The organism is Aquirufa sp. TARAVU-A1A (assembly GCF_054558675.1).
Genome location: NZ_JBPXKP010000003.1, coordinates 380,745 through 402,953 on the forward strand (window position 1 = coordinate 380,745; position 22,209 = coordinate 402,953).

Consider the following 22,209-nt stretch of genomic DNA (forward strand, 5'->3'; position numbering starts at 1 on the left):
ATATTGAGTTAAACAGAAGCTAATTTCTTTGGATTGCCTTTTGATACTTCATTATTTGCATCGATCGCAACGGTCTTATCCGCAGGATTGTTGTAACCTAAAATATGTAACATTGAACCACTCGCTTGCTCCTCCTGGAATAAACGCGTAGTAATCGTCCCATCTTCCAATCGGTCCACGATCACGTGCTTCGGCGCAGGAATCAAACAATGTTGAATTCCACCATATCCACCCAGTGACTCTTGATAAGCTCCTGTATGGAAAAAACCTACGTATTGACGCTCTTGATCCTCTTCGAAAATCGGTAAGTATAAATCGGAGCTATGCGCTTCCGTGTTATAAAAATCCATGGAATCACAGGTCAATCCACCTAAGTTTACCTTTTGATAAGGCGAGCTCCAGTTGTTGACCGGCAACATGATGTATTTCTGGTTCATGCCCCATGAATCTGGCAATTGTGTAATGAAAGAACCATCAATCATGTACCACAATTCTTTATCATTTTGCAATTTTTGGTCAATAATTTCATACAAAACCGCGCCACTCTCCCCTACGGTATAAGAACCGAATTCCGTGAAGATATTCGGTACGGGCACATTGTTTTTATTGCAAATCCATGAGATTGATTCCACAATTTCATCTACCATCGCTTGGTAATCATAGTTGAACTGAAGCGACGTTTGAATAGGTAAACCACCCCCCAAATCAATAGAATCCAATTCAGGGCAAACCTTCTTTAATTCACAGTATTTGTAAATGAAGCGGCTTAGCTCCGACCAATAATAGGCTGAATCTTTAATACCGGTATTGATGAAGAAGTGTAACATCTTCAATTTAAACTTCGAATTTGGCTTGATTTTTTCCTCATACAAGGAAATAACATCCGAATAACGAACTCCTAAACGCGAGGTATAGAATGCAAAATCAGGCTCCTCATCTGTTGCGATGCGAATGGCTAGGTTGGCCTTTTCAGCAGTAACCGACTTCTCGTAAAAGTCAATTTCTTTTAAATTATCTAAGACCGGGATGCAATTGAATCCATCGTTGATCAATTCCGAAATGTATTGCGTATACAAGGGCTGCTTGTAGCCATTGCAAAGAATATAGGTCGATTTCGTGATTTTTCCTTGGTTGTACATATCCCGGATAATGGGAATATCAAACGCGCTAGACGTTTCTAAATGTACATGTTGCTTCAACACTTCTTCTAAGATGAAAGAAAAATGGGAAGACTTCGTGCAATAGCAATAGGTATAATTTCCCTTGTAATTGTATTTCTTAATCGCATTACGAAAAAGCAATTTGGCATTTTCGATGTGCTCTGAGATCTTAGGTAAATAGGAAACTTTTAACGGCGTACCATATTGTTTGATGATTTCCATCAAGGGTACGTTGTTAAATAACAACTCATTATTCTCATTGATATTGAATTCACGTGTAGGGAATTCAATGGTTTGATCAATTAGATCGACGTAATTTTTCATTCAGTCAGATGAATTGTACCCAAGCGCACTTGAGTTTGTGGAAAAACGTGCAAAACTGCAATAAAAGTATGTACTTTGCAAACGAATTACAGATTAAGTTATTATGCCCAAAATACATTTTATCGCAATCGGCGGCGCTGCCATGCACAATTTAGCATTAGCATTGAAAACAAAAGGCTACGAAATCAGTGGCTCCGACGATGAGATTTATGAGCCTTCCAAAAGTTTATTGGCCCAACATGGCATCTTACCTGAGGAATTTGGTTGGTTCCCAGAAAAAATAACAACAGATTTGGAGGCGGTTATCGTGGGCATGCACGCGCGTCCCGATAATCCAGAATTACTGAAAGCCCAGGAATTGGGTATTCCCGTAGAATCCTATCCATCCTTTTTATATAAGCAAAGCCTTAATAAGCAACGCATCGTTATTGCAGGAAGTCACGGCAAAACGAGCATTACCTCCATGGTATTGCACGTACTCAAAACCTTAGGACGCAAATTTGACTATTTAGTTGGCGCCCGCATCGAAGGCTTTGAACTCATGGCCTCCCTATCCGATGCACCCATCATCATCATCGAAGGAGACGAATACCTGGCTTCGCCAATTGACCGTCGGGCGAAATTTTTATTATACCAGCCACACATTTGTTTGATTTCAGGAATAGCCTGGGATCATATCAATGTCTATCCAACCTTTGAATCCTACACAGACTCATTCAAAACCTTGATTGCCGGATTACCCAAAGCAGGAAGTTTGTTCTTTGACCAAACCGATTCGGTATTGAATGATTTAACGGCCGACTGTCCTGAACATTGCGAAAAAACGGGATACGAGGCGCACCCGGCGAAAATCGAACATGGCCAAACCATTCTAAGAGGCGAAGATGGGAAGTCCTATCCGATTCAAGTTTTTGGGGAACATACACTGAAAAACTTGAATGGTGCGCGCTTAATCTGTGAGCAAATTGGAGTTAGCCCAACAGATTTTTATGAAGCTATTGCTACATTCAAAGGCGCTGCAAAGCGTTTAGAATTAGTCGCTTCTTCAGAAACGAGTTTGCTATATAAGGATTTTGCACATGCTCCATCAAAAGTAAAAGCGACAACGCAAGCGTTAAAGAATCAATTTCCTAGCCGAAAACTCGTTGCCTGTTTAGAACTGCATACGTTTAGCAGTTTGAATCCAGCCTTTTTACCGGAATATGCGGGAACCTTAGATTTGGCGGATGAAGCAATTGTGTATTTAAGTGAACATGCGCGGGAAATCAAACGCATGGATCGCATGGAAGAATCCGTTGTGCAAACCTATTTCAAACATCCGAATCTGAAAGTCATCCGTGATTCGGAAACACTGAAACAGGCAATTTTGGCCCAAACCTGGTCAAATGCGAACCTCCTGATGATGTCATCCGGAACATTTGATGGTTTGGACCTTCCTGTTTTGGGAAAAGAAATGGGACTATTAAGCGTTTAGCAGCGCGTCAAGTTCTGTTTTGAAGCCGGTCAAAAGCAATTCCTTCATGCTAATCTTACGCTTCTGCGTATTGATTTTACTGATGACAGGCTTCTCTTCCATTTGACGGTCACGTTCGGCTTGGGCAATGAAATCCTCTAATTCGCCACGCTCTTTTTTGGTCATGTAATCCATTTGATTAATCATGATTTTCAATTGCTCGATACGAGGCTTTTCATTCAAAGCTGGATGGCGATAGGAAATAACGCGTAACAAATAATTCATTTCGAAAATCTTGTCGCAAACATTGCGGAAACGTTCGGCCATTTGACGGTCTATCGACTTGATTTGTGCGGTAATTTCTTTCCATTTAACCAAATAAGCCTTAGCTAAATCAGCAGTCGCAGCCATATTCGGTTGGTCATGCAGCTTCAACTCAAGCTCCCCAGTCATTGTGGTCAATTCTTGAATGCGTGGATCGACACGCGGTTTGTATTCAATTCCTTTAACCCGGTTATATTTTTCAAAGAACATGTCATTCGCCTTCTTGAAATTCTTCCATAACATGGATTGTTTCTTTGGTGGCAAACCGATGACATTCTTCCATTCTTTTTGCAATTCTTTTACTTTGATGATTGAGTCATCCAAATCTTCCGCTTTACGTAATTGGTGCACAGCATCGATGTAGCCTTGTAACAAAGCAATCTTTTCATCAATCTGCCGATTTTTCTCTTCAAAATACGCACGACGACGTAAGAAGAAATCATCCATCACCGCTTGAAAACTTTCCGTTAAGCTATCTTGAAACTGTTTATCTACGGGACCTGTCTTCACCCATTTGGCCTTCAACTCCATCAAATCTTCCGTCGCTTGCAAGACATCTTCTTGACCCGCAATGGCTTTCGCATCCTCAATAAGGGCACGTTTGATTTCGAGATTTTTAATTTGATTGTTTTGGATCAAATCGCGCAAGAACACTTCCAATGAATCCAGCTGCTTAAAGAGCGGAACAAAATCACCAAGGCCATCAAATTCAGCCAAATAGGCCTTCATCTGTACGACTTTGGTCAAATAAGATCCTTTATTTTGGACATCATTAATTTCGGATGCTAACTGAATTACTTTGGTTTTGGCTAATTCAAAGCGATTAACAAAGTAATCTAAAGCTTCTTGTTCAGTGTTTCGAACAAATCCAATTTCGCGTTGAGGGAAGTTTAAATAGGCATTGATGTACACTTTGCCATCTTGGCAAAATCCGTACTCATTTTTAACGAGGTGGTTCATATAAGGTTTTAAATAAAGAGTTTCGCGCAAGCGCACTAACTCAAGGGCTTAACATTGAGATTTATTCAAATAAAATCCTGACACAATTTATCTAATTTTTTATGAATAAATAAAGAATTCCATCCCCGAAATTCATTTTTTTACACAAATTTCACATTCTTTGCAGGTTCTTTTCAAATTTTAAGCAAATAACATGAGTAACGAGACGATTATCTTTTCCATGGAACGGGTTTCCAAAGTCATCCCACCACAGAAAACGATTATTAAAAACATCTATCTTTCCTTCTTTTACGGAGCTAAAATCGGGGTATTAGGTCTCAATGGATCTGGTAAGTCGACTTTACTTCGGATCATCGCGGGACTAGATAAATCCTACACGGGAGATGTGGTTTGGTCTCCGGGTTACAGTGTTGGTTTGCTTGAACAAGAGCCCCAATTAGATCCCAATAAAACGGTTTTAGAAGTTGTGGAGGAAGCCGTGGTTGAAATCAAAAACTTGTTAAAAGAGTTTGATGAAATCAATGAAGCTTTTGCAGATCCGGATGCCGATTTCGATAAATTATTAGCCCGACAAGGGGAAGTACAAGAAAAACTTGACCACTGCAATGCATGGGAATTAGATACGCGTTTAGAAAAAGCGATGGATGCCTTGCGTTGTCCCGATTCAGATGCGCTAGTTAGCACGCTCTCAGGAGGAGAAAAACGTCGCGTGGCACTTTGCCGCTTGTTGTTGCAGGAGCCAGATGTTTTATTGCTTGATGAGCCGACCAACCACTTGGATGCGGAATCTGTGGATTGGTTAGAACAACATTTACGTCAATACAAAGGAACGGTTATTGCCGTTACCCACGACCGTTATTTCTTGGATAACGTGGCAGGATGGATTTTAGAATTAGATCGTGGCGAGGGAATTCCTTGGAAAGGAAATTACTCTTCTTGGTTAGAGCAAAAACAAAATCGTTTAGCACAAGAAGAGAAGACAGAATCACGTCGTCAAAAAACCTTACAACGCGAGTTGGAATGGGTTCGCATGGCACCTAAAGCACGCCAAGCCAAGTCCAAAGCACGTATCGGCGCTTACGAGAAATTATTATCCGAAGAGAATCGCCAGAAAGAAGACAAGTTGGAATTATTCATTCCAGCAGGTCCTCGTTTGGGCAATAAGGTTATTGAAGTTCAAGGAGTTTCTAAATCCTTTGGCGACAAATTATTGTATGAAAACGTAAGCTTTTCATTACCACCAGCAGGGATCGTAGGAATTATTGGGCCAAACGGTGCCGGTAAAACAACGATGTTTAAATTAATTACGGGCCAATTACAGCCGGATTCAGGTAGTTTTGAGGTGGGTGAAACGGTGAAGTTAGCCTATGTAGATCAGGAGCACAATCAACTCCAAGCAGAAAAATCGGTCTACGAAACCATTGCCGAAGGGAACGATTGGATCATGTTAGGCGGTAAGCAATCGAATGCGCGCGCTTATGTAAGTAAATTCAACTTCAACGGAGCAGATCAAGAGAAGAAAATTGGCAATTTATCTGGAGGGGAGCGTAACCGTGTTCACTTGGCTATGATGCTAAAAGAAGGTGCGAATGTGTTATTGCTGGATGAGCCAACCAATGACTTGGATGTTAATACCTTGCGTGCTTTAGAAGAAGGCCTTGAAAATTTTGCGGGATGTGCTGTCGTTATTTCCCACGACAGATGGTTTTTGGATCGTATTGCTACGCATATTTTGGCATTTGAAGGCGATTCGCAGGTGACTTATTTTGAAGGTAACTATTCTGAATATGAGGAAGCGCGCAAGAAACGCTTAGGCGACGCGGCACCGAAACGTATTCGTTACAAGAAATTGCAATAGATGAGAGGATTGATTACGATCATCTTGTTGGCCCTTTCCAATTTGTTTATGACCATCGCTTGGTATGGACATTTGCAATGGAAAGAAACCTCATGGTTAAAACATGCGGGGATTTGGAGTATTATTTTCTTCAGCTGGGGACTCGCGTTCTTTGAATATGTACTGCAAGTTCCCGCCAACAAACTAGGATTTAAAGCAAACGGAGGACCGTTTACTTTCTTCGAATTGAAAACGATTCAAGAGGCATTATCCCTGATAGTGTTCACACTTTTTCTTATTTTCGTAGTCAAGTCCGAAAAATTAGCTTGGAATCACTTCGTCGGCTTTGGATTAATCATCCTGGCGGTCATCGTGATTTTTAAAAAATGGTAATATGAATTCGAGAGAAAAAATTCAAGCAGTCATTGACGAAATGGGTAAAGTGGTTGTTGGGCAAGAGCGCCTCATCAACCGTTTGCTTGTTGGCCTTTTTACCGGTGGGCACGTCTTATTAGAAGGTGTTCCGGGTTTAGCCAAAACATTGACGATCAATACGCTTGCCAAAATCTTGGATTTACATTTCCAACGGATTCAATTTACACCGGATTTGCTTCCTTCCGACTTGGTGGGAACCATGATTTACAATCCCTTAAAAAACGAGTTTGAAGTCAAAAAAGGGCCTATTTTCGCACAAATTATCTTGGCGGATGAGATCAACCGTGCCCCTGCGAAAGTGCAATCAGCTTTGTTGGAGGCCATGGCGGAAAAGCAGGTGACGATTGGCGAAACAACCTATCCGTTGGACAAGCCATTTTTGGTATTAGCAACACAAAATCCCGTGGAGCAAGAAGGAACTTTCCCTTTACCAGAGGCACAAGTCGATCGTTTCATGATGAAGGTCTTCTTGAATTATTTGGACAAGGATCAGGAACTAGAGGTCATGCGAAAGATGTCCAACATGGACTTCAAGTATGAACCCAAATCTGTTTTGAGTTTAAAAGATATCCAAGCGATTCGGAAAGAGATTAATGAGATTACGATATCGGAAACCTTGGAGCGCTACATCATTGAATTGATTTTTGCGACGCGTAATCCGGCGGATTATGGTTTAACGAAGGAGGCGGATTACATTCAATTTGGTGCATCTCCGCGTGCGAGTATTCATTTAAATTTAGCGGCCAAAGTGATGGCTTATTTGGCTGGCCGTGATTATGTCTTGCCAGAAGACATCAAGGAAATGACACCGGATGTGTTAAATCACCGGATTATTTTGACTTACGAGGCAGAGGCGGATAACATCACGAGTTTACAAATCATTCAGACGATTTTGAGTTCGGTGGCGATTAATCGCTAATTCATCAGTAAATCAGCCACATTAAATGCTTTTAAGGTCAAATTATGACCTTATGAAACTTCGTTTTGCGCTGATCATCAGCACGTTCTTACTTTTCAGCTTCTCAGCTACTGAACCACTCCGTGTATTTTTAATCGGCGATTCAACGATGGCCGACAAAATCCCCGCAGATTTTCCTGAAACCGGTTGGGGTATGCCATTTGCCAAATTGTTCAACGAGGCAGTCGAGGTTCAAAACCATGCATATAATGGTCGGAGCACCAAAAGTTTCCGACGCGAAGGTCGCTGGGCGAAAGTACAAGCCCAATTAAAAAAAGGGGATTATGTGTTTATTCAATTTGGCCATAACGATGCCAAAGCAAGTGATACATCGCGCTTTGCGCCTGCTCAAACGGATTTCCGCGCAAACTTGATTCGTTATGTAAAAGAAACGCGTGCTGCTGGAGCAACGCCTATTTTATTAACCCCAACACAGCGTCGTAAATTTGATTCGACGGGCGTGTTTCTGGATCAGCATGCCGACTACCCGAGTGTCGTTCGCGAAGTGGCTGCACAGGAAAAGGTGATGTTAATCGATGTTGAAAAAGCGAGCAAAACAATCATTCAGCAAGAAGGGCCTGAAGGAGCAAAAAAACTATTCCTTCATTATCCAGTGGGTATTTTTAAGAAATTCATGAAAGGCGTAGCTGATGATACGCATTTCTCGCCTTATGGGGCAACGCGTATGGCTAATTTGGTAGCAGATGCATTAAATAACTCGACGGAGCACTTAAAAAGCTTTCTGAAGAAATCCGATTTTACGCAAAAATACGCCTTCGAATTACCCAATGTAGCAGGTACGGCATTTAAAAAAGACACGTTTAATATCGTACAATATGGCGCTAAAAGTTCCATTGGATTATTGAATACTGCCGCAATCCAACAAGCCATTCAGGTGGCGAATGAACAAGGTGGTGGCGTGGTACTTATTCCGGCAGGTTTATGGATTAGTGGTCCGGTGCGAATTTTGTCCAATGTGAATTTACATTTGGCTCAAGGTGCGGTTTTGCAGTTTAGTAATAATCCCAAAGATTATCCATTGGTGCGAACAAACTGGGAGGGTGTAGATGCCATTCGAGCACAATCACCCATTTCGGCTTTGGGTGCACATAACATTGCCATTACGGGACAAGGTATCATTGATGGTGCAGGAGAAGCTTGGCGACCGGTTAAAAAAGGCAAATTAACTGCGGGTGAATGGGAAAAACTGGTTCGTTCGGGAGGTGTTTTAGATCCAAAAAAAGAAACCTGGTATCCTTCAGCAGGTGCATTGAAGGCTTCCGCGATGGACCAACCCGGCGTGGTAGCGGCTGGATTTACAGAAGCGAACACCGAAGAAATCAAGGAATTTGTTCGTCCGAACATGATCAGTTTACGGGAATGTGAGCAAGTATTATTGGAAGGCGTAACCTTTCAAAATTCCCCAGCGTGGAACGTGCATCCTTTGCTTTGCAAGCATTTAACCGTAGAGAATATTACGGTAAAAAATCCATGGTATGCGCAAAATGGAGATGGAATCGATATCGAATCCTGTGAATATGTGTCATTACGTAATTCGCGGTTCGATGTGGGAGATGACGGAATTTGTATCAAATCAGGTAAGGATGCTGAAGGTCGGAAACGCGGAAGACCAAGTGCCCATATTTTGATTGAAAATTGTGTCGTGTTCCATGGACACGGGGGTTTTGTTGTGGGAAGTGAAATGTCGGGCGGCGTGCATGACTTATTTGTCCGCAATTGTCAGTTCTTAGGAACGGATGTGGGATTGCGATTTAAGACAGCACGCGGTCGGGGTGGCATCGTGGAAAACGTATTCATCCGTGATATATCCATGAAAAATATTGCCGGGGAGGCGATTCTCTTCGACATGTATTACCAAGGCAAGGATCCTGTGGCGACGTTTGGAAATGGAGGCGAGGCTCCAAAAATCGAATTGCTTCCGGTGAATGAAGGTACGCCGCAATTCAAAAACATTTTTGTAGATAACGTGGTAGCGAAAGGGGCTGAAACAGGTTTATTAATTCGTGGCTTACCTGAAATGCCGATTCATCATATTCAGTTGAGCAATTTAGATATTGAGAGTGTGCAAGGATATCGCGTGATTGAAGCGAAAGATATTACGATTAATCAAGCTAAATTCACGGAAACAGGTACGAAGAAATCGGAATTGTATCACGTGAAGAACTGGAAGTTAAATTAACCCTTACCTTTGGCAATCCTCAAACCAGGTTTGCCAAAGGTACGCAGAAATAAGTTCAAGAAATCGATAAAATTATGGCGTATCCATCTATTTACCTCGCAAAAACGACGGAAGATTTGTTCGGTCGGATTGATCAATTAAATGAGCATAGTCAAGGAATTTGGGGAAAGATGACAGTAGGTCAAATGCTTTCGCATTGTGCGGTTCCTTATGAACAAATCCTTGGTATTAATAAGGAGCAACCTCCTTTATTGATGCGCATCATTTTGACTCTATTTTTAAAGAGATCGATGGTGAATGAGACGCCATATAAACAAAATTTGCCAACTGCCCCCAGCTTCATTCGAACAGAGCAATATGATGTAGAGAAAGAAAAAGAGCGTTTGAAAAGTTTAATCAAAACCATCCAAGAAATGGGGGCGGAAAAACTAGCAAATACACCATCCCTAAGTTTAGGAAAACTCTCAGCGTTGGAGTGGAATAACCTACTATACAAACATATAGATCATCACCTTACGCAATTCGGCGTTTAATACCCCCTTACCTTTGGCAATCCTCAAACCAGGTTTGCCAAAGGTACAAGGGAAAAAGTTCAAGTAGTTGATAATCTTACTTCCGCAAAATCAAGATACTCGGATCTGTCACATAACGACCAGATTGATCGCCATAAAGCGCCAAGCCACCCCGAGTCGATTCAAAACGAAGCACCAATTTTCCTGTTTTTAAAGCCGCCTGCCACGCAGCTGGTGGAATTATACCTTGCACTAAATAGCCATAGGTTCCCGCTTCATCCAATTTATTATTTCGAGCCTGGTAATGCCACGACAAGATTCCTTGGTGATCCGCAGGGTCATCTGCTAATACAGTTTCTAACGCCGTAATTCCATTCACCGAAACCCGCATGGAGGAAGCTGAAGGATACACATCCGTTTGCGGATATGCATTCGGATTCACTCCCGGATCAAAAGTGCCTTTGCCAAGCATGTAATCCCCATCCATTTTACCTGCATCTGAACGATCTTTCCCTAAAACAGGTTTGGACGACGCCTCCACCATAAAACGAACTTCAGCAATATCAGTCCCGAAAATAGGAAACTCATATTCAAAATAACCGGCTCCTGCCCCGTTCAACTTATGCCCTAAAACCCCTGACCATTGCTTCTCAGGAAATTGCGCGGCGCTAAAACGCTCTACGGGAACCGAAATAAATTCCAATTTAGGATTCGATGGTTTTATGTTCCCTTCTTCTACGATGATGTGCGCAAAGTTTCTGTGCAAAACTTTGCCCGCTGAATTCGTTAAGATAAAAGATAGGGTATTCACCGACTTGTCTTTTGGCAGTACAACTGCCAAAGAATCCAAGGCTTTCACATCCCAAGGCGCAAATTTTAGCGGCAATTCTTTGGTCCAATGGCTTTGCTTTTCACCCCATGCAGTAACGCCTGCGAATGAAATCTTCAGACGTAAGTCCCCCGACAAATCCGTCATGGAAGACAAATGCAAAGGTATTTTTACCGTTTGGCCAGCCTTCCCTGCCCAGGTTATTTCCTGGCCCGTCGAAATATAAAATGGCCCATGCAAATCCTTCAAGGTCATGCCTGGCACGATAGCACCCAATCCCGTTTCTTTCTCCGTACGGTCAAATTTATAATAGCCATTCCACTCATTAATCACATCGTGATGCTCCGTGTACAACCAGCCCGCCATCTTTGGATGATTCCGAAATGAATTCATCGCCTTGTGATAATCAAATGTATAATCCACATCGCCCGTACTTCCCTGATATCCCCAAACATTCCCAAACTCCGAATTAATCATCGGTTGGGCCCCTTGCACATATCCCTTTTCAAAATTCCATTGGCTTCCTGGAAATAAATTTTTCGACTGATCATCCATCAATTTATCCCACTCATAACCCGCCTGATAGGCATGCCATGAGTGAATATCCGTCTCCGTATGCCCGCGTCCACAACAAACCGAATTATCTTCTACTAAACGCGTAGGATCCAAGGATTTGGCCAATCGATAAACCGATGCCACCCACTTTTGGGTTTCAGGGGTATAAACCGATTTCTTATCAATGTGCGTAAACAAACCCCAGGTCTCATTAAAGGTAATCCAAGAAAAAATCGCAGGATGATTGAAATCACGCTTCAACATCTCACGCAAGGTATATTCCGACTCCCGTTGCATATCCGCATCTGGCTCTCCCCAGGAATTTGGCAAATCCGACATGACCAATAATCCCAATTTGTCTGCCCAATACAATTTACGCGGAATATCCACTTTGATGTGTGTACGAATCCCATTCAAACCAATTCGCTTACTCCGAATGATCTCATCCTTCATAAATGCATCGGATGGAAACGTATAAAATCCATCTGGATGATAACTTTGATCCAGGGCCAATTGCACATAAATGGGCTTATTATTCAAGGCGATGTAGGGAATCTTTGATCCCGGAAGTGGCGTCACTGAAATCTTACGCAATCCAAAATAGCCATGCACTTCATCCGTCCCTAATCTTAAAGTCAAATCATACAAATATGGATCTTCCAAAGACCACAAATGTGCTTTATTCAATTGTAATGAGAGTTCCGCAACGGACGAGCCCTTTTTCACAAGTGCAGCAGCTGATTGTCCATTCGAAAGCTTAAGACTCAACCGCGTATCTTTCGAGGCCTCACCCCCCAAATAAGCTTTGACAAGCACCGAGCCCTTGTCTATATCCGGATAAACGGCATAATGATCAATGTAATCTGAACCACGTGCATCTAAATAAACGGTTTGCCAAAGTCCACGCGCATTTCCATAGCCTTGTTTTCCATATAAGGTAAACATCCGACGTTTATCATCGACACGAATATCCACGCGCTGAGCTTGACCTGGCTTCATCAATGAGGTCACATCGAAATCAAACGGGGTATATCCGCCCTTGTGTTCCCCCACAAATTGACCATTCACATATACTGAAGTATGCCAATCAGAGGCTCCAATATTCAAGAATACTCGTTTCGATCCCCATGCAGCTGGCACCTGAAATGTCCGGTGATACCAAGCCACATCGGCTTCGTCCTTCACACCCGAAAGTTTAGAACCCCATGGAAATGGAACTTGAATTTTATAAGCGAATTTGGAAGGAATGGCAAAAGTTGAATCAAACGTAAAATCCCAAGATCCATTCAAATTTAACCATTGTGTTCGCATTAAATCGGGCCGAGGATGTTCAGGAAGCGCTTGATTTGATTTTTGAGCATAGCCAAGAAAGCTAGCTCCTAGCAATAGGATAGCAAATAGTTTTTTCATAGGTTTAGATTTGTGCTTGGCATTAAGCAAAGCGAAAACAAATTCGGCAAAATTTCTGATTGTTTCAGCTAAATTTTAATTTAATAGGTAATTTTACGGCCATGAGTCAATTAGAAGAATTAAAAAAGAAGATTCCCACACAGGTTGCTGTGATTGGTGGAGGTAGTTGGGCAACAGCACTTGTTAAAATTTTATCCGAAAATCAGGTAAAAATCAAGTGGTGGATTCGCCGGAAATCAGACGTTGACTTCATACGTAAATACAATCACAATCCGAGTTACCTAACGGATGTGGCCATCAATCCCCGCAAAGTTAAGACCTATAGCAAGATGTCGGAAGCCCTATCCGGCGTCGAATACATCATCTTAGCCGTACCTGCTGCATTTATTCCGGAGACATTGAAGGACCTCAACAGTAAACATTTTGAGGGAAAGAAAATCGTTTCAGCGATCAAGGGGATGATTCCGGAGGAGAATTTATTGGTCACCGACTGGATGGAAAAAGCATTTAATGTACCCATCAACCAGACCTGTGTAATTGCAGGACCTTGCCATGCGGAAGAAGTTGCGCTTGAAAAACAATCGTATTTGACCATCGCATCTCCGTCTTTGACGGTTGCGCAATCCTTCTCGAACTTATTAAATAGTCGTTTCTTGCAAGCACATGCGATCGAAGATTTATATGGCGTAGAGTATTGTGCCGTTATCAAAAACATCATCGCCATGGCTTGTGGTATTACACGCGGCTTGGGTTTTGGAGATAACTTCCAGGCTGTGTTGGTGAGCAACGCCATGCAAGAAATCAAAATCTTCCTGGATGCGGTTTATCCAGAAACGAATCGTGACTTGAACAGTTCGGGTTATTTAGGTGATTTACTGGTGACAGCCTATTCGCAATTCTCTCGGAATAGAACCTTTGGTAATATGATTGGTCGGGGATATTCCGTCAAATCCGCTCAAATCGAAATGAACATGATTGCGGAAGGTTATTATGCAGTACGCAGTATTTATTCGATTTCGCGCCAACACAATATTCACCTTCCGATTATCGAAGCTGTTTACAACATCGTTTATCAGAAGGCGAATCCACAAGTGGAAATGAATAAACTCAAAGGTTTCTTAAAGTAAAAAAGACCGAATCTTCTCAGCTGTAGCGGCCAAAGATTCTTGACTTGGCTTCAGTTTTTCTTGCGAAAAATTGATGTCCAACATGCGGTTCATCGGCACTAAGTGCACATGTGCATGGGGTACTTCCAATCCAATGACGGCAACACCCACCCGCTTACAAGGAATCGCTTTTTTAATGGCGGGTGCAACCTTTTGGGCAAACTTCATCAAGTCCCCCAATAATTCTGGTTCCAAATCGAAAATGTAATCAACCTCTTGTTTGGGAATTACTAACACATGACCCTCCACAAGTGGCATAACATCCAAGAATGCCATGAAACGATCGTCTTCTGCGATCAAGTGACAAGGAATCTCACGATTCACAATTTTGGTAAATATCGTCGCCATATTAGTCGATCCGTCTAAGATTACATTTCGTAATCGGTTTGATAATTAGAGGCACTTTTTCCAATTTCACCGCATCACTATCTAGGCCAAAATACTTGTCCTCCGAATGCGTAAACTGCTTCACAAAGAAGTGAGCTTTCATCACCAAACGATCTAATAATGGCATTTCATTATCGTAAGACAAGAATTTCTCCAAAACGACGAATCGGAAATCACCAATCACATTTTGCTCGTTCAATGACTTGTAACGAGAGGTAATATCCACCTCTCCGCGTGCCACCATTTCTTCCACAACCTTACGGAAATACAAGTTGATGCGTTGCTCCACCCGGAATCCCAATTTGAAATTCACCTTGATGATATCATCCGGCTCAATCACAGTTACCTTATAATCCATGGTATAGGGATCATCCATCGTGTCTACGTGTACGAACCAATAGATATCAGCCTTCTTCGGACGGCGTTGGAAAATGGAATAAATAATCTTTGATTCAATATCCGTCACGCGTGCAGCATTCGACATAAATACCAAATGGGTCGCATATTTCGGAATCGTTTCATCCTTACTCAACTCCTTCAATGGCTCAATGTAATCAGCCAATTTTTCATACTCGGTTAATTTCTTTTTGATACGCGTCGCACGGAACCACACCCACATCAACAGCACAATGACACCCGCAATAAAGAGTGAGACATAACCTCCATGCCAGAATTTCTGCAAGTTGGCCACTAAAAATGCACCCTCCAGCGAAACATAAACGACTAAGAAGAGTAGGATCCACCACATATCGATTTTCTTGATATGTAAATAATAAGCCATTAATGACGTGGTCATCAACATGGTCATTGTAATCGCCAAACCATAGGCTGCTTCCATATTCGCTGATTCACGGAACCACAATACAACCCCGATGCAACCCATCCAAAGCAATAAATTAATAGAAGGAACATATAATTGACCCTTTTGATCCGAAGGGTAAATCAAACGAACGCGAGGCCAAAAGTTCAAGCGAATCGCTTCCGAAATCAGGGTAAAGGAACCTGAAATCAAGGCTTGCGAAGCAATAACGGCTGCCAAGGTAGCAAGCATGATGCCAGAGAACAGAAACTGAACCCCTAATTCAGATTTCAACAATTCAAAAATCGGTTTTTTAACGCCTAGTAAAGCTCCATTTTGCGACAATAACCAAGCACCTTGGCCGAAATACTGCAACAATAATGCGACTTTGACAAACATCCAGGATACACGAATATTCTCACGACCGCAATGTCCTAAATCCGAATACAAGGCTTCGGCTCCTGTTGTACAAAGGAAAACGGCTCCTAAACTCCAGAATCCGGCGGTTCCCGCTTGATGCGTTGTTAATAAATCCCATGCATACGTTGGATTCACGGCACGTAAAATCGACCAATCATTTTCGATACCTAAAAGCCCTGTTAAGGCCAACATAGAAAACCAGGCTAACATGACCGGTCCAAAAAACTTGCCGACAATCTTGGTACCCAAGATTTGAAACAAAAACAATCCCGTAAGAATCATGATCACCAACGGAACGGTATCCGTAACAAACGGTCGGCCATCAGCATGATGCAACATGCGAAGCCCTTCTACCGCCGAGGAAACCGAGATTGGTGGCGTAATAATTCCATCGGCCAACAAGGTCGCGCCACCGATAATTGCGGGTAGCGTAAGCCATTTGGCATGCCGACGAACTAAAGCAAAAAGGGCAAAGATTCCTCCTTCACCCTTATTATCAGCTCGTAAAATTAAAATAACGTATTTCAAGGTTGTTTGAAGTGTCAAGGTCCAGAAAATACAGGACAAGCCACCTAATACCGTTAGTTCGTTAATGGGATTGTCGCCAATGATGGCTTGCATTACGTAGAGCGGAGAAGTTCCGATATCCCCGTAGATAATTCCCATGGCTACCAAAAGACCAGCAGCCGTCATTTTATTCTTGTGTTTATGTTCCATTTTAACCTAGGGGAGTAAAAGTCTATCCAAGCAGAATTGTTTATGGTTAGAATGCAAAAATTGCAGAAAATTGTACTATTTAGGTGTTATTTCTTGAAATATTTCAAGAAGCGGAGGCAAATATAATTCAATGTTTTAGATATCAAATAGCTTTCAAAAACTTTTCGACAAAAGCCTGAAAGCTTGTGAATTACCGCTCGTAATAATAGCCAAAAATGATGTCCATTTCGTCTTCCGAAGTAAGGCCAAAACCAAGGACTTTATTTGTATCATTTAAATATGTCGCCACAGAAGTTAAACCCTCGCCCGCTTGCAGCAAAATGGGGCTATCGTAGTTAATGACCTTCGGATGAGCCCAATCCGTATTCTCATATACCACTTCACCATCACGTGCTCCTCCTTTTATCTTTATTTGAAATAGTTTTCCTCTGGCATGGTAATGGGAAGTCAAGGAAACAATTGCCACAGGTTTATCAAATTTGAAATCCGTAGTAATAGTCGTTTTCTGGTTGGCAGGCAACGTAAAACTCGTCACATTAAAATCAATCATTTTGACAACCTGCTTAACCTGATCGGCAGGAACCGTATACAAATTCACATAATTTTCGCCATATAAATTATCCGTCGTCTTATTAAAGTAGTGGGGATTTAAATCAATCGAAGCATTTGCAGGTAATTGCAATGCCATTCCCGCAGGGAATCGATAATCAGAATTTGGATCCGTTCCCCCACCTAAAAAAATGTGATTAGACATTTGAAGAACGGTCGGAATATTTAAAGAGTTGTCTAAATTTCTTAAATCACGCACTTCGTCGGTATTGGGCAACAAGGTTTTCGACCGAAAATCGTACAATACCATGTGATGGCTGTTGGCCCGTGATTTCAATTTAATTCGAGCAACATAAACGGGTGCTGTGTTGTTCAGTGGCCGACGAACAAACAATTCGCGTTCGAAGTTGGGGGGAACCACGAAACGATCTACTTTCAACTGTATCCCCGACTGCCCTTCTTCTGATGGGCTGGCCAAAGGACTAAAGTTCGTGTCTTCCACATAACTTGGAGTCGTGTCGTCAAGCAAACTAGCATCAGCGACCTCCCCGGCGGCAGGTGCACCCGCATCAATCCATTTCTGTACAAAGGCTAATTGGCCTTTTGAAATCGGCTTTCCGCCTAAAGGCATCGGAGCTCCGTAGCTTACAAGTCCATGATGACTTAAATCCCAATTCAATTTATGAAACAACAAACTCTCTCCCGAAGCAAATTTCCGAACCCGAATAACCGAATTTTTCAACGCGACTGGGTTAACAGAAGCTACTCCCACCAAATTAGCATAAGCACTCCCCTTCGTTAATACCAAACCATGTTGGGCAAAACTTGCATCCTTCGACGAAAAATGACAACCCGAACTCGCACAACTGGGCGTCAACAATTTATCCTGCAATAAGTCAAATGATGATACAGTTACTGCTTGCGGCGTTGGAGTAACACCCGGATCGTTCGCGACTTTGGAACACGCAAATGGAATAATCACTAGAAATAAAAACCATTTTTTCATCGCAAGAAATAATGATCCTGATTTTCACCAGGCTCTATTTTTAAGACACGACTTAACACAAGCAATACCAATTTCCGAGAGGCCAACCACGCAGGCAGTTGACATTTCAACGCAAAGTCGGCCAAAGTAATCTGCTCATTTGCCCGAAGATATTCCATCAACCAGCGCTCCGCATCTCCATAGGCAAAAGAAAGGCCTTCTTCGTTTTCCCGACGCAATATTTGCTTCATCTCTTTGCTTGCCTTAATCGTTCGGTCTTTAACACGAACATAACAAACCGGATTCGGGTCCGTTTCCAATTGGACAAAATGGGGTTTATCGATGCTCTCAAATACCCGAAAAACTAATACGGACCGCCCATTTTCCAATGCAATTCGATACACGTGGTAGGTAAATGCAGGAAAACAATACTGGGATATAGCCTTTTCCAACAAAAATTCATCCTCATCTACAAACTTTGATCCTTCAATCTGCCCATCGTCCGAGACACCCACGAACAGATGCCCGCCATCTGAATTTGCAAAGGCAACCAACTCCTTGATGATTTTTTCAGGAAACTTGACTTTCATTTTAAACTCCAGCCGTTGCCCTTCCCCATGACGCACCAAATGCTTAAGATTTCGCAAATCTAAGTGCATTTCAGTCTCGTCTCCCGTAGCTTGATCCAACAAAATTTCGTTCCCTGTTCGCATAGCTTATAAACCCCGACTAAATTAAAAAGTTTTCAAACAAATCCGTTTATTTTTTTACTTAGTATAGCAATTCAATAGGCTTTATATATCTTTGTGAAAATTTTGTCAAAATGATTCCAGAAAATTTCGAAAAATCGCTTGAGACGCTTTCCTTATTGGAACGCATGCAGCAGATTACAACGCTTTTTGCGGGCAAAAAAATCGTCTTCTCTACCTCATTTGGGCAAGAAGACCAAGCCATTACCCATGCGATTGCATCCCAAAAACTGGCCATCGAAATTTTCACTTTGGATACAGGCCGACAATTTCAAGAGTCCTACGAACTCATCGATTTAACCGTAAAAAAGTTGGGCTTCAATCTGAAAACCTACTTTCCACAAACATCAGCTGTTGAAAAACTTGTTGAAACGAAAGGCTTTAATTCCTTTTATAGCTCGGTGGAAAACCGGAAAGAATGTTGCTTTATCCGGAAGATCGAGCCCTTAAATCGTGCATTACAAGGAGCGGATGTTTGGATTACCGGCTTACGTGCTGAGCAATCGGAGAATCGCGCTGATATGCCGATGATCGAATGGGATGCTCAAAAGAATTTATATAAGATCAATCCATTGATTGATTGGTCATTTGAGACCTTAGAAAATTATTTAGCTGAATATAAAATACCCCAAAACCCATTACACAAAAAGGGCTTCATTTCCATTGGTTGCGCCCCTTGTACGCGGGCCATTGCGGAAGGAGAACATCCCCGCGCGGGCCGTTGGTGGTGGGAAAATTCACAAAAAGAATGCGGTTTACACGCCTAATAGCAGAATATGAATAAGTTAAACGATAAAATCGGACATTTTCCTCGCCAGTTGGAGGACGAATCCATTTACATCATGCGCGAAGTGGCGGCTCAGTTCGAGCGTCCAGCTTTGTTATTTTCTGGTGGAAAAGATTCCATTACCTTAGTTCGTTTGGCCCAAAAAGCCTTCTATCCAGGTAAAATCCCTTTCCCACTCGTACACATTGATACGGGACATAATTTCCCGGAGACCATTGAGTTTAGAGATTGGTTAGCCAAAGAAACCGGCGCAGAATTAATCGTTCGTTATGTCCAAGATTCGATTGACCAAGGGAAAGCAAAAGAAGAATCCGGTAAATACGCTTCTCGCAATGTTTTGCAAACAGTGACTTTGTTGGACACGATCGAGGAATTTAAATTCGATGCCTGCATCGGAGGGGCTCGTCGGGATGAGGAAAAAGCACGAGCTAAAGAGCGAATCTTCTCGGTTCGTGATGACTTCGGTCAATGGGATGCGAAACGCCAGCGCCCAGAATTATTTGATATGTTGAACGGCCGCATTGCCGTAGGCGAAAATGTCCGCGTTTTCCCTATTTCCAATTGGACAGAATTAGACGTTTGGAATTACATCAAAGAGGAAAACATGGAAATTCCATCCATCTATTTCTCGCATAAACGCCAAGTTATTGAGCGCGATGGCATGCTTTGGGCGGATTCAGAACACTTGAACAAAGAGGCTGATGAAATCCCATTTGAGGCAACTGTTCGATTCCGCACGGTGGGTGACATGACTTGTACAGCTGCAGTTGCATCCGAAGCAACGGAAATCGATGTCATCATCGAAGAGATTTTATCTGCAGAAATTTCGGAACGGGGTGCGCGTATCGACGATAAACGCTCCGAAGCCGCCATGGAAAAACGGAAACAACAAGGGTATTTTTAATCAAGCGAAGAAAGACAATGGATATATTACGCATAGCAACAGCCGGTTCCGTAGATGACGGAAAAAGTACCTTGATCGGTCGCTTATTATACGAGACAAATTCGATTACCAAAGATAAAATTGAAGCACTTGAAACAGCTTCGAAACGCAAAGGATTGGACTTCTTAGACCTATCCCTTTTGACTGATGGCCTGATCGCAGAACGCGAACAAGGAATTACCATCGACGTTGCCCATATCTATTTTTCTACCCCTAGCCGCAAATACATCATTGCGGATACACCCGGTCACGTAGAATACACACGAAACATGGTTACAGGAGCATCCAATGCGAAAGTTTCCTTGATTTTGGTGGATGCTCGCCAAGGAATGGTCGAACAAACGGCTCGTCACTTATCTATCGCAGCCATGTTGCGCATTCCCAAAGTGATCATTTGTGTAAACAAAATGGACTTGGTTCAATACCAAGAATCGACTTTTGAAGAAATAAAAGCGAGCCTAACGGAACTCGTTAAACAAACGACTTTTGAAGGACAAGAAATTAGCTTCTTACCTATCTCGTCACTTTATGGGCAAAACATCACAACGAAAGCGGAGCAAATGCCTTGGTTTACAGGCAACACGCTTTTGGGTGAATTGGAGGCTTTTGAATACGCAGAAACATTAGCGCACGCTCCTGCACGTTTCCCTGTGCAATTTGTTGTTCGTCCCATGACGGAGGCCTACCACGATTTCCGTGGATATGCGGGCAAAATAAGCTCGGGTACATTTCAGGTGGGTGATGCGATTCGGGTTTTACCGACAGGTCAAGAAAGTACAATCGCAACGATTGAGAAATTTGAATCGAAATTAACCCATGCCAAAGCGGGCGATTCTGTCGTGATTACCTTATCCACCGACATCGATATTTCACGCGGCAACACGATTGTGCTAGCTTCGGAAGCGAACGCTCCGCAGTTAAAAGATTTTTCCGCGCAGGTTTGTTGGCTTGATCACCAAGCCCTTACTCCTGGAAAAACCTATTTGTTGCAACACGGCATCAACATCACCAAAGCGAAGATTTCTCAGATTACTGAGCGCTTAGATGTCGTTGCACAAACTGCAACAGAAGGTGTAGATTCGTTGAAACTAAACGAAATCGGGCGTATTGCCTTACGTACCGCGCAGCCAATTAGCGCGGATGTGTACGCAAACAATCCTTCGAACGGAGCATTTATTTTAATTGATGAATTTTCTAACTCGACGGTAGGCGTAGGATTCGTTCAATAGAACTATTGATATTTTTTAGGGGCGTAGAGGAAACCAAAAGCCTCTGCGCCTTTTTTTGTATGTACCTCATGATGCACATAATGTGCCTTCATGATGCGTTTCATATAGGCTGATCCCGCTTTGTATTTGATTTTAATTCTTCGGTGTACGATGATGTCGTGGAAGATGAAATAAAATATTCCATACGTCGCAATGCCTAGGCCGATGTAAAACAAGGGCCAGTATTCCGGAATTTCTGCGCCCACAATGATCGTGAGCGTGGATGAAATCCCAAAAACCACGGAGAACAAATCATTTTTTTCCAAGGCATTTTTGTGATGCACATGGTGGGATTCGTGCCAGTTCCACATAATTCCATGCATGATGTATTTGTGTGTAAACCAAGCGACACCTTCCATTCCTAAAAATGTCCCCAACCAAAGTAGAATTCCCATTATTTGCATTTTGGATTTTAACCAAAATTACAGCGAATTGTTTTAATAATCCACCCGCTCCTTTGACTGAAATCAATTATCTTTGTA

General features: G+C 42.3%; 18 protein-coding genes. 10 read left to right on the forward strand and 8 right to left on the reverse strand.

The features are described 5' to 3' along the window. Positions 1-8: 8 nt before the first annotated feature. Positions 9-1,484 carry a type III PLP-dependent enzyme domain-containing protein gene (locus V7S75_RS06185; protein WP_459512284.1) on the reverse strand — a complete coding sequence of 492 codons (1,476 nt, stop codon included), beginning with the start codon at positions 1,482-1,484 and terminating at the stop codon, positions 9-11. 103 nt (positions 1,485-1,587) lie between these two features. Here V7S75_RS06185 and V7S75_RS06190 point away from each other — a divergent pair, with 103 nt between their 5' ends. After that, complete coding sequence (locus tag V7S75_RS06190) at positions 1,588-2,958, forward strand: UDP-N-acetylmuramate--L-alanine ligase (RefSeq protein ID WP_459512286.1); 1,371 nt, start codon at positions 1,588-1,590, stop codon at positions 2,956-2,958. Here the strand turns inward: V7S75_RS06190 and V7S75_RS06195 are convergent. Beyond that, positions 2,947-4,221 (reverse strand): DUF349 domain-containing protein, encoded by a 1,275-nt coding sequence (locus V7S75_RS06195; protein ID WP_459512288.1) that lies wholly within the window; start codon positions 4,219-4,221, stop codon positions 2,947-2,949. The genes V7S75_RS06190 and V7S75_RS06195 overlap by 12 nt on opposite strands. Positions 4,222-4,414: 193 nt before the next feature. On the opposite strand from V7S75_RS06195, the gene ettA reads away from it, so the two are divergent. The 5 genes from ettA (at position 4,415) to V7S75_RS06220 (ending at position 10,184) form a co-directional block, all read left to right on the forward strand. Then, complete coding sequence (gene ettA, locus V7S75_RS06200) at positions 4,415-6,079, forward strand: energy-dependent translational throttle protein EttA (RefSeq protein WP_459512290.1); 1,665 nt, start codon at positions 4,415-4,417, stop codon at positions 6,077-6,079. Further along, entirely contained in the window at positions 6,080-6,451 is a 372-nt protein-coding gene (locus V7S75_RS06205) for a DMT family protein (RefSeq protein WP_377975694.1), read from the forward strand. 1 nt (position 6,452) lies between these two features. Next, positions 6,453-7,412, forward strand: coding sequence for an AAA family ATPase (locus V7S75_RS06210; protein WP_459512293.1), 960 nt, complete (start codon positions 6,453-6,455; stop codon positions 7,410-7,412). A gap of 52 nt (positions 7,413-7,464) precedes the next feature. Next, entirely contained in the window at positions 7,465-9,651 is a 2,187-nt protein-coding gene (locus tag V7S75_RS06215; protein WP_459512295.1) for a glycosyl hydrolase family 28 protein, read from the forward strand. 74 nt (positions 9,652-9,725) lie between these two features. After that, a complete protein-coding gene (locus tag V7S75_RS06220; protein WP_459512297.1) occupies positions 9,726-10,184 on the forward strand; it encodes a DUF1569 domain-containing protein in 459 nt (152 codons plus the stop codon). Between the two features lie 76 nt (positions 10,185-10,260). On the opposite strand, the gene V7S75_RS06225 is transcribed toward V7S75_RS06220, so the two are convergent. Next, on the reverse strand, positions 10,261-12,957 hold the full coding sequence (locus tag V7S75_RS06225) for a glycoside hydrolase family 2 protein (RefSeq protein ID WP_459512299.1): 2,697 nt from the start codon (positions 12,955-12,957) through the stop codon (positions 10,261-10,263). 101 nt (positions 12,958-13,058) lie between these two features. Here V7S75_RS06225 and V7S75_RS06230 point away from each other — a divergent pair, with 101 nt between their 5' ends. Next, entirely contained in the window at positions 13,059-14,084 is a 1,026-nt protein-coding gene (locus V7S75_RS06230; protein ID WP_459512301.1) for an NAD(P)H-dependent glycerol-3-phosphate dehydrogenase, read from the forward strand. On the opposite strand, the gene V7S75_RS06235 is transcribed toward V7S75_RS06230, so the two are convergent. The 4 genes from V7S75_RS06235 to V7S75_RS06250 form a co-directional block, all read right to left on the reverse strand. Continuing rightward, positions 14,076-14,471 (reverse strand): HIT family protein, encoded by a 396-nt coding sequence (locus tag V7S75_RS06235; protein WP_459512303.1) that lies wholly within the window; start codon positions 14,469-14,471, stop codon positions 14,076-14,078. The genes V7S75_RS06230 and V7S75_RS06235 overlap by 9 nt on opposite strands. A gap of 1 nt (position 14,472) precedes the next feature. Then, positions 14,473-16,446 carry a KUP/HAK/KT family potassium transporter gene (locus V7S75_RS06240; protein WP_459512305.1) on the reverse strand — a complete coding sequence of 658 codons (1,974 nt, stop codon included), beginning with the start codon at positions 16,444-16,446 and terminating at the stop codon, positions 14,473-14,475. 190 nt (positions 16,447-16,636) lie between these two features. After that, positions 16,637-18,001, reverse strand: a complete 1,365-nt coding sequence (locus tag V7S75_RS06245) for a hypothetical protein (protein ID WP_459512306.1) — start codon at positions 17,999-18,001, stop codon at positions 16,637-16,639. After that, positions 17,998-18,693: an AlbA family DNA-binding domain-containing protein gene (locus V7S75_RS06250; RefSeq protein WP_459512308.1), complete on the reverse strand. Its 696-nt coding sequence runs from the start codon at positions 18,691-18,693 to the stop codon at positions 17,998-18,000. Before V7S75_RS06250 ends, V7S75_RS06245 begins: the two co-directional genes overlap by 4 nt. A gap of 110 nt (positions 18,694-18,803) precedes the next feature. Here V7S75_RS06250 and V7S75_RS06255 point away from each other — a divergent pair, with 110 nt between their 5' ends. From V7S75_RS06255 to V7S75_RS06265, 3 genes are read left to right on the forward strand one after another with little or no spacing between them, the layout of a single operon-like run. Then, the gene (locus tag V7S75_RS06255) at positions 18,804-19,496 is read left to right on the forward strand and encodes a phosphoadenylyl-sulfate reductase (RefSeq protein WP_459512310.1); all 693 of its coding nucleotides are present in this window, start codon (positions 18,804-18,806) and stop codon (positions 19,494-19,496) included. A 9-nt stretch (positions 19,497-19,505) separates the two neighbouring features. Continuing rightward, positions 19,506-20,420 carry a sulfate adenylyltransferase subunit CysD gene (gene cysD, locus V7S75_RS06260; protein WP_315577427.1) on the forward strand — a complete coding sequence of 305 codons (915 nt, stop codon included), beginning with the start codon at positions 19,506-19,508 and terminating at the stop codon, positions 20,418-20,420. A 17-nt stretch (positions 20,421-20,437) separates the two neighbouring features. After that, positions 20,438-21,688: a sulfate adenylyltransferase subunit 1 gene (locus V7S75_RS06265; protein ID WP_459512313.1), complete on the forward strand. Its 1,251-nt coding sequence runs from the start codon at positions 20,438-20,440 to the stop codon at positions 21,686-21,688. Positions 21,689-21,690: 2 nt separating this feature from the next. Here the strand turns inward: V7S75_RS06265 and V7S75_RS06270 are convergent, their stop codons facing one another. Next, a complete protein-coding gene (locus V7S75_RS06270; protein ID WP_377975714.1) occupies positions 21,691-22,122 on the reverse strand; it encodes a sterol desaturase family protein in 432 nt (143 codons plus the stop codon). Positions 22,123-22,209: the final 87 nt, after the last annotated feature.